The following is a 13,209-nucleotide window of genomic DNA, read 5'->3' as shown; positions in this document are numbered from 1 at the left end:
TAACGGATTTCCTTGGCTTAAACGATAGAAACAATCGAAAAGACATAGAGAATTTCTCTATGTCTTTTCCTCTCCTTTTAGAGCGATATTAATCTTCTTTTGGGGTGTCTGATTTTGCTGTGACTTCTTTGATCAGTTGACCCGCACCTTTAGTCGCCATAAATCCATTAATTAATTCTTGAACTTCTGGATTTTTTAGCAGTGAAGCAACATCTAAATTTTTATCTTGTTGAGTACGATTAATCAATTTCTCAACGTTCTCTTTGGCAAAGCTACTTTTATCCATAAAACCATCAACCGCTTTACCTAAGCTCAGTGCTTTAGAGAAGGTATTAAAGAAGTTGCCATCACCACCGACAATTTCAATATTCGTTTTGCTCAGTGCAGCTGCTAATACATCTGCTTGCTCACGGGCAATCTCTTTATTTGCTTCAATAGAAGCCATGGCTTGTTCAAATTGTTTTTCAAGGCGCATACGGAACTCTTCATGAGCACGAGCAGTATCACTGAGGTGATCCATTGACTTGAATTTATCTGTTAAACCGTCAGCTTCTGCTTTCAGACGTTGGCGGATCACTTCTGCTTGTGCTGAACCTAATTGACCTTCACCACGCGCTTGAGCAGCCAGTTTTTCTTCAAGAATTTTCGCATCAGCAAGACCCAGTTTTTCTTTGGCATTCGCTTGTTGCTCTTCACCGCGAGCTTGAGCTGCTAATTTCTCTTCAAGAATTTTCGCTTCAGCAAAACCTTGTTGTTGTTGCGCTTGTGCTTTTGCTTCCATGACTTGCGCTTCGCTTAAGCCTTTTTCTTTCAAGCCACGCGCTTGTGCCAACAGCTGTTCCGCTGTGATATTGGCTTGTACTAAACCTTCTTTTTCTTCTGCTTCGGCAGTTGCTTGACGAACACGTGCTTCGGCAAGGCCTAATGCTGCGTGTTCAGCTTCGATCCCTTCAGCTAAGCGTTTTTTCGCTTCAGCTTGTTTCACAGAGGCTTCTAATTCTGCTTTTGCCATGGTGCTGATTTCTTCAGCTTTATGTTTTGCACTTGATTCATCCGCTTCGGCTTTTTTCACTTGGCGTACTAAAGATTCTTCGGCTTCAGCTTGCGCATTAATCACCGTCACTTGGCGCATACGCTCAGCTTCTGAGACTTCACGTACTTCTTTAATACGCTCTTCTTCTTGTGCGACCGTTTTTTCAACAGCAACACGCTCGCGGATCACATTTGAAATATTTTTGCGCTCTTCTTCTAACGCTTTTTCTTTTTCAATACGTTGTAGTTCAACTTCTCGCTCACGAGCGACAATTTCTAATTCACGGGCACGATTAACGCGCTCTTGCTCGATAGCTACCGCTCTGGTGCGATTTTGTTGCGCGACTTCGACTTCACGCATACGGTTTTCTTCTCGTATTTCAATTTCTTGCTGAGTTTGAATACGAGCTTGCTCTGCTTTTAGACGCTCTTCTTCTTGTACTCGTAAGGTTTCTGAACTTTCACGGGCACGGATATTATCAATTTCACGCTGTTGGCGAGCTTCTGCATCTGCTTGTTGGCGCTCTAAAGCCAGACTTGCTTCGCGAGTTTCAACATTTTTCTTTTGAATCGCTAACTCTTGGTCACGCTCTTTTTGATTCGTTTCGATATTATGTATTGCAGTAATTTCGGTAATTTTGCGAATACCTTCTGAATCAAAAATATTATTTGGATCAAGGGCTGATTTAGGGGTTTGCTCTAAATAGTCGATGGCCACATCTTCTAACGCATAACCATTGAGATCTTTACCAATCACATCAACAATACGATCACGGAAATTTTGTCTATCTTCAAATAATTTCGATAACTCAAATTGTTTGCCGACGGTTTTTAAGGCTTCAGAGAATTTAGCACTAAATAATGTACTCACGGCTTGATGATCTGATGCTCTATCTACACCAATCGCTTTAGCGACTTTTAATACATCTTCCGTTGTTTCATTAACACGCAGGTAGAAGGCGACAGTAATATCTGCACGTAAATTATCTTGGCAAATTAATCCATCTTTACCACGGCGATCGACTTCTAAGGTTAAAAGCGAAATACGCATAAACTCTTTTTTGTAGATAACCGGATAAACTAAAGCCCCAGTAAAATGAACTTTAGGTTGTGATGTCATGTCGTTAACAATTAATGCTGTACCTTGTGGAACCTTAATATAAAACGCTTTGAATAAACCAAAGAGTCCTAAAATAACTAAGATCACACAGCCAATAATTGTTAAGAAAGGCATAACGAAAGCCAAATCCATACATTTTTCTCCATAGGTTCAGACGATGTCGTCATTTTTAATCTTAATGTGTCTGTTAACTTATTTTCCTTTCACCGAATTTATCATTAGCGGTGAAATTCATCTTCCGTTACGACTTGATAACTATGAGTAGGCGCGTCATAACTAATAATAATTACGCTATCCCCTCGTTTAATATTTTCTGTTGCTGGCGCTCTGATCTGTAAAATTAAACCGGCACCACCATCTTCTAATAGGGCTTCACCTTTATTTTCTGTGACATATTCGGAGCGTACTACAGCAAATTTTCCTACTAGTTGGTGAACTGATTTAGGTTTGCTACGAGAAATGAGCTTATTGCGGATTGGTTTTAAGCATAGCGCTGTTAAATTAAGAGAAACAAAGCTGATGATAATAAAAGCAATAAAGCCGATAACATAACGCAATAAATCTGTTTCAATAAAACGAATAAACCAATGTACGCAAAAGTAACTAATAAACCAGCCGAACAAAGTGAAGAAGGTTAATATAATGGTTACCGGAATGCCGGCAAGCCCTAATTTAGTTAGCCAACCCGCAAGGCCCGTCGCATCGACATCTAATTCGCTATCGATATTAAATAAATCGATATCTAATAGTCCAAAAGCAGCACATAGCCAATAAAAGAGGATAATAATAAGTAAGGCACTAAAGATAATGCTAGGAAAGGCTAAGCTATTTTGGAAAAAAAGGTTCATAAAGCGTTCTCTTAAATTAACGAGATGAGCGTGTCTCTTTTAGGTTAATACTAATAATACTATGTTAAATGGTTGAAAAAACATGTGGTTGAGAACACATTTTGTCTATCTTAATTTATTTTTATGTTCATTGGTAGTTAAGATAAATGACTAAGATAGCAATGAGATAGTATTAATTCTTCTGTATTAGAAAATCAGATCATTCTTTAAAAAAGATAAAAGTGATTTTACTCTGATGGCAATACCTTATCTTAAGGTAATAATTATTTTGTTGTGCAAAAAATAAATATATTGAGTGAATATTCTATTTCATTAAGAAGATAGGAGTATTGTTGAAAAATACTGAAGAAAAGATCGGCTAAAAATAGTAACCACAATAAAAAATGGGTAATAATATTAAATGATTTTTTTTAGTTGATAAAAATGATAAATTTATTGCTGTCATAGAACTAAAAGCTCACCAATAAAAGGATATTTTATGCGTAAGTTAGTCGTTGGTTTGGTTTTGCTTCTTATCATTATTTTTGTTGTATTGATTAATGCTTATAATAAAATCCAGAAGAATGACGAGTTAGTTACTGCGGCGGCATCAGAATTATTAAATCAATATCAACGTCGTTTAGATTTGATCCCTAATCTAGTCAATACAGTTAAAGGGTACTCAAATTATGAAAGCCAAGTATTACAAGATGTTGTAAAGGCAAGAGCGTCTGTTGGACAAATTAATGTCAATACGCGTTTATTTGAAAATTCTACACTTGCTACGAGTTATCAAAAAGCACAGGATGATTTGGGAAAATCTTTATCACGTCTTTTAGCTATTTCAGAAAGATATCCTGACTTGAAAGCTAACACATTATATCAAGATCTGATGGTGCAATTAGAGGGGGCCGAAAATCGTATCTCTGTTGCTAGAGGGCGATATATCGAGGCAGTTCGTCATTATAATACTCAGATTAGACAGTTTCCTTATAACTTCATAGCTATCGTTATGGGATATGATAAAAAAGTCAATTTCACTGTTGAGAGTGAACAGGAAATAAAAGTAACACCAGTGGTGGACTTTGCCTCATGATACGTAAGGTTTCATTCTTATTCTCATTGTTCTTATTTAGCTTTAGCGTGATAGTGAGTGCATCAGCGAATGATATTCCTCAACTAAAAACAGATAGAGTGATTGATAGTGCAAATTTATTGACTGCACAACAATTCAAAGCGTTAAATACTTTATTGGTTAACTTCGAAAATAGTCGTAATGATGGATCACAATTTGTTGTCTATATCGTTCCAACGACAGGGAAAGAAACCATCGAATCCTTTGCTTTTCGTGTTTTTAATCAATGGAAGATAGGCAGAAAAGGGAAAGATAATGGATTATTGCTCGTGGTGGCAATTAATGATCGTAATGTTCGTTTTGAAGTCGGGTATGGCTATGAGGGAGCATTAACTGATGTACTGGCAGGACGAATTATTCGCAATGAAATGTTGCCATTTTTTCGTTCAAATAATTATTATGCAGGCATCGAACAAGGGGTTAAAAATGCTATTCAAGCCGTTAATCATGAACCAATAAGCTTCACTAACTCACAGATAAATACTAATACACTTAAAATATTCCACACACATTTTATCCTAATTTATTTGGTAATATTAGGCGGTGTTTATTGGTTTCAGTTGATATTCTCGACGCGAAAAATAAAAACCAAAATTAATCAATTATTAGCGCCTAGAGGAAGAAAAAAGAAAAATCCAGCAGACCAAAAAGGTAAGTTAAGTATAAAGCAACGTAAACAGTTGAAAAATTATCTGCAATATTCGTACTATTTTCCTACATTTTCAACGTTATTTTTCCCCATGACACTCTGTTTTGCGGCGGTGATGTTTTATACACAAGTCTTTCTTGATGGTATTATTGATAATTTTGTTTTAGTGATAATAGTCATATTGTCATTATTATGTAATTTTATCGTATTAGTGGTTTTATTTGGTATTATCAACCTGTTATTTCCAATTTATCGGCAACAACGAAAAGAATGGAAAGCGATTTGTGTCGCTAGTCCGTTTGGTTCACCGTTTAATCAACTGCCATATTCAAAACGTATTCGTAGACGTAGTGGTTATTCAGGCTCTGGTGGTTATTCGAGTTCGTCTTATTCATCAAGTTCATCAAGTTCATCAAGCTCTTCTAGTTCTTCTAGCGGTGGTGGCGGTGGTTCGAGTGGTGGTGGGGGTGCTTCAGGGAGTTGGTAGAGGAATATGTCGCTATTTTTATCTTATGATGCAATCACCAGAGCGTAATCTGCATGTTGTGAAAAGGCTATTAGGGCATGCCAGTATTACATCGACATTAGAATACATTGATGAAAGTGTTGATAACTTGCGAGATATACTTGAAGCGGAATTGATGTGATAAGAATAACAGGAGGAGTATCTAGATTTGACAGCAATTAGGAAAGAAAGTAAAAGTGACAAATAAAAAAACAGCCTTGATATGAGCAAGACTGTTTAGTTTAAGAGTTTTAACATAAAGTGACTGTGCCAAATTATATTATTTTTCAACTCTTTTTTGCCCTCTCAGTGACTTAACTCACTGACGAACAAAATAAATATGGTGCCCGGACTCGGAATCGAACCAAGGACACGGGGATTTTCAATCCCCTGCTCTACCGACTGAGCTATCCGGGCAACGAGGCGCATTAAACCGTATTCAGCGTGATGCGTCAACGTCTTTTTAATAAAAAATGCAAAAATAAGTTTGTTTGCTCTCTTTTTATTCTATTTGAGTCTGATTTTTCAGCACAAGCGATTTTCTAATAAAAAATGCTTAAATAACAATCAGTAAAGATAGTCCATTTTTATCTTTTAAAGAGATATTTTTCCTTTGCTTATCACTTAACCGCTTTGCTCTTCCTCTCATCGAGAGTAATGGAATAAGAGAACGAAATGAGCAATTACTCTAATTGCAATATTGATATGCAATCAGCTTAGCGCACCATTTTTACGACATTGGGCGATTTTAAGAATATCTTGAGCTAATAGTTTTGCTGTCGTGATATCGTCAGCACGACGATTGACCATTAAGCGACTTAAACAGCCTTCTAAGATGAGTTCCATTTGTTTAGCAACTAACTCACTATCTTCAAGATCAAGCTTGCGTAGTAGCATTCTAGAGTATTCAAATGAGCTTTGCTTTTGGCGCTGGCTTAACTGATGGATTTGTGAATGCTCATCAGGATAAGCACTACAAGCAGCAACAAACAAACAGCCTGGAAAACGATTTTTTTCTAAGCGCATAGCCAGCTGATCGTAACGTGCTAGTAATTTTTGCTCTGTGGTCAGCGTTTCATCTAATATCACTTGACGTTGCCAAATATCAATTTGCTGTCCATGATGGCGTAGACAATCAAAAATTAACGCGTCTTTATCAGGCCAAAAAGGTTGGAGTTCAGATTCAGTAATATCAAATCCCTGCAATAACTCAGGCAACGTAGCGGCAAGCCCATGTTGCTCTAATTGGATAAGTACGTGGTCTAATAATGCTTCACGTTGCACGGAAATCTCCTTAAATCATAGTGTCGCAAGAGCACCATAATTAACAGATTTTAATCAGAAATGAAAGTAACAGCCGCGAGTGGGGTAGTGTCAAAATGAAATCCCCTCATCCATTTGGGTGAGGGGACTTATTTTTATATCTAGTTAAAAAGTAAAGCTTTTTGCAATGTCTTTTTAAATATTGGTTTTAAACTACAAAATCATACCGCCGAAGAGGAAACCAAATCCGACCGCTAATATCACACCGATAGTACCAGGAATAAAGAATGGATGGTTAAAGACTAATTTACCAATACGAGTTGTACCCGTATCATCCATTTGAACAGCAGCAACCAGTGTTGGGTAAGTTGGTAGAATAAATAGACCAGAAACTGCTGAGAATGATGCAATCGCTGTTAATGGAGAAACACCTAAAGCTAAAGCCATTGGCATTAACGCTTTTGCTGTTGCCGCTTGTGAATATAATAAGGCAGAGCAGAAGAAGAAAATAACCGCTAATAACCAAGGATGACCTGTGATTAAATCACCGGCAGTCAGTTTGATCCAATCGATATTACTTGAAACGAAAGTATCACCTAACCAAGCAACACCCAGAATACAAATACATGCACTCATACCTGCTTTAAATGTACTTGAGTTTAAGATGTTATCTGTTTTAACTTTACAGAAAACAGTGATAAGGGTTGCCACACTCAGCATAATGATAAGGATAGCGTTAGTGGTGTTCATTAACGGCTCTTTTACAATGCCTAAACTTGGGCTATTGATAATGGCATAAGTGACCACACAAATAACACCAAGTAAGAATAGCATTACAGAAGATTTAGCACCCGGTAATGTTTCTCTACGCTCTTTACTATTACGTAATTCAACTAGACCTTGCTCTAAACGTTGACGATAAATCGCATCATCAGACAGTTTTGAGTTAAATACCCAAGAGATGATGAATGACATCAGAATAATAGCAAGGAAGGTCGCTGGTAATAAAATAGATAACAGAGTGATATAACTTACTGTATTACCTTCACCGACCATTGCAGGGTTTTCCATGACTGATGCCATATAAACAACCGCAGCAGAAATAGGTGATGCTGTAATACCAATTTGCGCAGCAACCACACCTGTTGATAATGGGCGACAAGGTTTGATGCCTTGCTCTTTAGCAACTTCAGCAATAACGGGTAATGTAGCTAAAGAGATATTACCTGTACCTGCAAAGAGAGTTAATAAATAAGTCACAATTGGCGCAAGTATTGTGATGTATTTAGGATTACGTCTTAATAGTTTTTCTGTTTGATCAACTAAATAATCTAAACCACCAGCAACCTGCATCGCAGAGATTGCGGCAATAACAGCCATAATGATGGAGATCACATCAAAAGGGATAGTACCTGGTTTAACACCGATAGCGGCTAATACTAACACCCCTAAACCACCGGCAAACCCGATACCAATTCCTCCTAGTCTCGCACCGAGGAAAATGGCCAGCAGAACGATAATCAATTCTACGGCTAACATAGCGTTTACTCCTTGAGATAATTAAAAAAATGAGAAAGATAAGTTAAATTTTTGTTTTTACAATCAAGTAAAAAGGCACGTCTCTTAAAGAGTCCGTGCCTTGTATTTTTAAGAGCTCATTCTTATGTTTAACATGATTATGTTATGAAACATAAATATTAATCATCGAAGCGTTTTGCTTTGTAAGCCGGGTGTTTTAGGTTCTCAACAGAGAAGATATCATCCAGTTGTTCTTCAGTTAATAAGCCACGTTCTAATACCACTTCACGTACGCTCTTACCTGTTTCTGCACAAATTTTACCAACGATGTCGCCGTTGTGGTGACCGATGAATGGGTTTAGATAAGTTACGATACCGATTGAGCTAAATACGAAGTGTTCACAGATTTCTTTATTAGCAGTGATACCATCAACACATTTTTCAACTAAGTTACGGCAAGCGTTGCTTAATAGAGAAATTGATTCAAACATTGCTTGACCAATAGCCGGTTCCATTACGTTTAATTGTAATTGACCTGCTTCAGCTGCCATGGTGACGCAAGTATCATTACCGATAACTTTAAAGCAAGCTTGGTTCACAACTTCTGGGATAACTGGGTTTACTTTAGCTGGCATGATTGAAGAACCTGCTTGTAATTCTGGCAGGTTAATTTCTTTCAGGCCGGCACGAGGACCAGAAGAAAGTAAACGTAAGTCATTACAGATTTTAGACATTTTCACTGCTAGACGTTTTAATGCAGCGTGAACCATCACGTAAGCACCACAGTCAGAGGTTGCTTCGATTAAGTCTTCAGCTGGAACGCAAGGTAAACCAGTTACTTCTGCTAATTTTTCAACAGCTAATTTTTGGTAGCCAGGTGCAGTATTTAAACCAGTACCGATAGCAGTTGCACCTAAGTTCATTTCTAACAGTAATTCAGCAGTACGTTTTAGGTTTTTGATTTCTTCTTTCATTAATACTGAGAAAGCGTGGAATTCTTGGCCTAAAGTCATTGGTACAGCATCTTGTAATTGAGTACGACCCATTTTCAGGATGTCTTCAAATTCAGTTGCTTTTCTATCAAAACCTGCTTTCAGTAGCTCAATAGACTCAGTTAATTTAATAACAGAGTTATAAACTGCGATACGGAAACCACAAGGATAAGCGTCGTTTGTTGATTGGCTCTTATTCACGTGATCGTTAGGGTTCAGATATTGATATTCACCTTTTTGATGACCCATTAATTCCAAACCGATGTTTGCGATAACTTCGTTAGTATTCATGTTTAATGAAGTACCAGCACCACCTTGGAATACATCAACTGGGAATTGATCCATGTGTTTGCCTGTTTCTAAAACAACATCACAGGCTTTGATAATCGTATCAGCGATTTCGCGAGGAATAGTGTGAAGCTCTTTGTTTGCTAATGCAGCGGCTTTTTTCACCATGACCATACCGCGGATGAATTCTGGAACATCATTGATTGTACGATCACTGATGTAGAAGTTTTCAATTGCACGTAAAGTGTGGACGCCGTAGTAAGCATCAGCAGGAACTTCTCTTTTACCTAACAGGTCTTCTTCGATACGAGTTTTATTTGACATGAGAACCTTCTTATTAAAATTTTAACTGTCTAGTTATGCGCTTGTTAATAAAATATATCGTTAACGGTTAATAATGTAATATAACTTACCGTTTTGCTTGGTACTGACACGATCATATTCGGGTTGTAAGCAAATACCTTTAAGCTGGATCACTTTATAAGTAAATAACGCTGAATTATTTTCTTTTTGTGATCTATCTCATGGATTTTACAGTTCTACTTCTCTTTTTATGCTCCCTTGAAAAGGAGGATTAGGCTCCCCATTATTATGTAGATAAACTAAGAAAAAGCGAGTGTATAAGCTGTTAGCTTAGAGGTGGTTCACACTCCTTTCTATTAATAATATGAATCTTTTTTATAAAAGGAGAACCAAGTGCGTTGGCTCCCATTAATTGTTATCTGCCTTCTTATTTATATAGAAGCTGTGATTTTTGTGCATGTTGCCTCTTCAATTGGCGTTCTTACAACCCTATTCCTAGTGGTACTGACTTCTTGTGTCGGGATCTCTTTGGTCAAAAATCAAGGTGTGAAAAATATTGCTTCAATGCAACAAAAATTAGCCATGGGAGAAGTGCCTGCGGCTGAAATGGTGAAAAGCGTTTCGTTGGTGTTGGCAGGGATTTTGTTATTGATCCCTGGCTTCTTTACTGATTTCCTCGGCTTACTTTTATTGTTACCCCCATTACAAGCGCTATTGGTAACAAAACTGATTACGCGTATCAAAATTTATACCCCCGGACAGGGTGGAAATGGCTTTTCTTCCCATCAAGGTGGGAGTACTTTTGAAGGTGAATATCAACGTAAAGAAGATTCACCTAGTAAGCAACTGAATAATAAGGATGAACATCAGGATAATGACCATTTTTCTGATAAAAAATAATTAACTATAAGCATAATCATCTAAAAAGGGGATTTTTTGAAAAAAAACACTTTTCTCCCCCTTGAAGTTTTATTGGATGCCCCCACTTGTATCGTCATGGTACTGGTTCATCTTAGGCACTGGTATCAACCTTAATCCTGATATGGACTTTTTTATAGGAGATCTATTAATGAAGATTCGTCCATTACATGACCGTGTTATTGTTAAACGTAAAGAAGTCGAAGCTAAATCAGCAGGTGGTATCGTACTGACTGGCTCTGCAGCGGGTAAATCAACTCGTGGCGAAATCTTAGCAGTTGGTAACGGCCGTATTATGGAAAACGGTGAAGTCAAACCACTCGATGTTAAAGTTGGCGATATCGTAATTTTTAACGATGGTTATGGTGTTAAATCAGAAAAAATTGATAACGAAGACGTGCTTATCATGTCTGAAAGCGACATTTTAGCAATTGTAGAAGCATAATTTTTCTCTTTTAAGATCTTCTTAAACTGAACGAATTCAAAGGAAATATACGATGGCAGCTAAAGACGTCAAATTCGGTATAGACGCTCGTAATAAAATGTTACGTGGTGTTAATGTTCTTGCAGATGCAGTTAAAGTAACTTTAGGCCCTAAAGGTCGTAACGTTGTTTTAGATAAATCTTTCGGTGCACCTGTTATCACTAAAGACGGTGTTTCTGTTGCCCGTGAAATCGAATTAGAAGATAAATTCGAGAATATGGGTGCTCAGATGGTGAAAGAAGTTGCTTCTAAAGCTAATGATGCGGCAGGTGACGGTACTACAACTGCAACAGTGTTAGCACAAGCAATTATCGCCGAAGGCTTAAAAGCAGTTGCCGCTGGCATGAACCCTATGGATCTGAAACGCGGTATCGATAAAGCCGTTGTGGGCGCAGTAGAAGAACTGAAAAAACTGTCTGTTCCATGTTCAGATACTAAAGCTATTGCTCAAGTAGGTACTATTTCTGCTAACTCTGATGAAACCGTTGGTACTCTGATTGCTCAAGCAATGGAAAAAGTGGGTAAAGAAGGTGTCATCACTGTAGAAGAAGGTACTGGCTTAGAAGATGAGCTGGATGTTGTTGAAGGTATGCAGTTTGACCGCGGTTACCTGTCTCCTTACTTCATCAACAAACCAGAAACAGGTACAGCTGAGTTAGAAAATCCATTCATCCTATTAGTTGATAAAAAAGTCTCTAATATCCGTGAATTACTTCCTGTTTTAGAAGGTGTTGCTAAAGCAAACAAACCTCTGCTGATCATTGCAGAAGATGTTGAAGGTGAAGCACTGGCAACATTAGTCGTCAACAACATGCGTGGTATCGTGAAAGTTGCTGCGGTTAAAGCACCAGGTTTTGGTGATCGCCGTAAAGCAATGTTACAAGATATCGCTATTCTAACTAATGGTACTGTGATTTCTGAAGAAATCGGTATGGAGTTAGAAAAAGCAACGCTGGAAGATTTAGGCCAAGCGAAACGTGTTGTTATCAACAAAGATACGACAACCATCATCGATGGTCTGGGTGAACAAGAGGCTATCAGTGGCCGTGTTGCTCAAATCCGTCAACAAATCGAAGATGCAACTTCAGATTACGATCGTGAAAAACTGCAAGAGCGTGTGGCTAAATTAGCTGGCGGTGTTGCGGTAATTAAAGTCGGTGCGGCAACTGAAGTTGAAATGAAAGAAAAACGTGCTCGTGTTGATGATGCTCTGCATGCAACTCGCGCAGCAGTTGAAGAAGGCGTTGTTGCTGGTGGTGGTACTGCACTTGTTCGCGTTGCTAATGCGCTGCGTGAAATGACAGGTGATAACGAAGAACAAACAGTTGGTATCCGTGTTGCACTACGTGCAATGGAAGCGCCAATGCGTCAAATCGTTGCTAACGCAGGTGAAGAGCCTTCTGTGGTAGTTAACGATGTGAAAGCTGGCCAAGGTAACTACGGTTATAACGCTGCAACAGAAGCTTATGGCGATATGATTGAAATGGGTATCTTAGATCCAACTAAAGTAACTCGTTCTGCTCTGCAATTCGCAGCTTCTATCGCAGGTCTGATGATCACCACTGAAGCAATGGTGACAGATTTACCTAAAGACGAAAAAATGGATTTAGGTGCTGCTGGTGGAATGGGCGGCATGGGTGGAATGGGCGGCATGATGTAATTCATCTGCTAGCTGTTTTACACCAAAAACCCGAGCTTAGGCTCGGGTTTTTTTACATAATAAGTCGTTCTGGCTGTTTATATCATTTTTATCCAAAGCACCGTAAAACCCCGTCCTTCAGGCCGGGGAGATAAGGCGCGGTTTTTTAACTAACTAGGTGTTTCCTGTTGCTCAATGTACTGGCGGATAATGGATATTGGTGCGCCACCACAACTCCCCGCGAAATAACTCGGCGACCAAAGAACCCCCTTGTAGTAATCGCGTTGGGCAATATCAGGACGATCACGTCGAAGTAATCGACTCGATACCCCTTTAAGGCTGTTAACCAGATTAGATATCGCCAGTTTTGGCGGGTAATTAATCAATAAATGAACGTGACCCCGTTCCCCATCCATTTCAACCAGTTCAACATCAAAATCAGCACAAACACTGGCAAAGTAGCCTCGCAATTTTTCAATTGCATCCTGATCAAATATTTTTCGCCTGTATTTTGTGACAAAGACCAAATGGACGTG

At 38.4% G+C, this 13,209-nt stretch carries 12 protein-coding genes and 1 tRNA gene; 6 read left to right on the top strand and 7 right to left on the bottom strand.

Annotation, left to right across the window (positions count from 1 at the left end; all coding sequences use genetic code 11):
• Positions 1-88: 88 nt before the first annotated feature.
• Together AACQ49_RS05905 and AACQ49_RS05900 are read right to left on the bottom strand one after the other, a co-directional pair.
• On the bottom strand, positions 89-2,284 hold the full coding sequence (locus AACQ49_RS05905) for a hypothetical protein (protein WP_004250158.1): 2,196 nt from the start codon (positions 2,282-2,284) through the stop codon (positions 89-91).
• 86 nt (positions 2,285-2,370) lie between these two features.
• A complete protein-coding gene (locus tag AACQ49_RS05900) occupies positions 2,371-3,000 on the bottom strand; it encodes an OB-fold-containig protein (protein ID WP_012368448.1) in 630 nt (209 codons plus the stop codon).
• A 478-nt stretch (positions 3,001-3,478) separates the two neighbouring features.
• Between AACQ49_RS05900 and AACQ49_RS05895 the strand changes: the two genes are divergently transcribed.
• Genes AACQ49_RS05895 through AACQ49_RS05885 form a run of 3 tightly spaced genes read left to right on the top strand, consistent with a single transcriptional unit; the run spans position 3,479 to position 5,410 of the window.
• Entirely contained in the window at positions 3,479-4,075 is a 597-nt protein-coding gene (locus AACQ49_RS05895; RefSeq protein WP_004249259.1) for a LemA family protein, read from the top strand.
• Positions 4,072-5,250 carry a TPM domain-containing protein gene (locus AACQ49_RS05890; RefSeq protein WP_088207025.1) on the top strand — a complete coding sequence of 393 codons (1,179 nt, stop codon included), beginning with the start codon at positions 4,072-4,074 and terminating at the stop codon, positions 5,248-5,250. Before AACQ49_RS05895 ends, AACQ49_RS05890 begins: the two co-directional genes overlap by 4 nt.
• Positions 5,231-5,410 (top strand): integrase, encoded by a 180-nt coding sequence (locus tag AACQ49_RS05885; RefSeq protein WP_227201581.1) that lies wholly within the window; start codon positions 5,231-5,233, stop codon positions 5,408-5,410. Before AACQ49_RS05890 ends, AACQ49_RS05885 begins: the two co-directional genes overlap by 20 nt.
• 199 nt (positions 5,411-5,609) lie before the next feature.
• Here AACQ49_RS05885 and AACQ49_RS05880 read toward each other — a convergent pair.
• The 4 genes from AACQ49_RS05880 to aspA all read right to left on the bottom strand — a co-directional run bounded on the left by AACQ49_RS05880 (position 5,610) and on the right by aspA (position 9,653).
• Positions 5,610-5,685 (bottom strand) — tRNA-Phe (locus AACQ49_RS05880).
• Between the two features lie 294 nt (positions 5,686-5,979).
• A complete protein-coding gene (gene dicD / locus AACQ49_RS05875) occupies positions 5,980-6,552 on the bottom strand; it encodes a division control transcriptional repressor DicD (RefSeq protein ID WP_004245723.1) in 573 nt (190 codons plus the stop codon).
• 192 nt (positions 6,553-6,744) lie between these two features.
• Complete coding sequence (locus AACQ49_RS05870; protein ID WP_004245722.1) at positions 6,745-8,070, bottom strand: anaerobic C4-dicarboxylate transporter; 1,326 nt, start codon at positions 8,068-8,070, stop codon at positions 6,745-6,747.
• Between the two features lie 158 nt (positions 8,071-8,228).
• Positions 8,229-9,653 (bottom strand): aspartate ammonia-lyase, encoded by a 1,425-nt coding sequence (gene aspA / locus AACQ49_RS05865; RefSeq protein WP_004245720.1) that lies wholly within the window; start codon positions 9,651-9,653, stop codon positions 8,229-8,231.
• A 372-nt stretch (positions 9,654-10,025) separates the two neighbouring features.
• Between aspA and AACQ49_RS05860 the strand changes: the two genes are divergently transcribed.
• The 3 genes from AACQ49_RS05860 to groL all read left to right on the top strand — a co-directional run bounded on the left by AACQ49_RS05860 (position 10,026) and on the right by groL (position 12,694).
• Positions 10,026-10,532 (top strand): FxsA family protein, encoded by a 507-nt coding sequence (locus tag AACQ49_RS05860; protein ID WP_004245719.1) that lies wholly within the window; start codon positions 10,026-10,028, stop codon positions 10,530-10,532.
• A 169-nt stretch (positions 10,533-10,701) separates the two neighbouring features.
• The gene (locus AACQ49_RS05855; RefSeq protein WP_004249265.1) at positions 10,702-10,995 is read left to right on the top strand and encodes a co-chaperone GroES; all 294 of its coding nucleotides are present in this window, start codon (positions 10,702-10,704) and stop codon (positions 10,993-10,995) included.
• 52 nt (positions 10,996-11,047) lie between these two features.
• A complete protein-coding gene (gene groL / locus AACQ49_RS05850; RefSeq protein WP_004245716.1) occupies positions 11,048-12,694 on the top strand; it encodes a chaperonin GroEL in 1,647 nt (548 codons plus the stop codon).
• A 149-nt stretch (positions 12,695-12,843) separates the two neighbouring features.
• Here groL and tnpA read toward each other — a convergent pair.
• The coding region (gene tnpA, locus AACQ49_RS05845) for an IS200/IS605 family transposase (protein ID WP_161778930.1) at positions 12,844-13,209 on the bottom strand (366 nt) is incomplete at its 5' end.

It is taken from the genome of Proteus sp. G2675, assembly GCF_963886535.1.
GTDB lineage: Bacteria > Pseudomonadota > Gammaproteobacteria > Enterobacterales > Enterobacteriaceae > Proteus > Proteus mirabilis.
The sequence above is the reverse complement of the archived record's forward strand: the minus strand, read 5'-3'. Positions and strand labels throughout refer to the sequence as shown.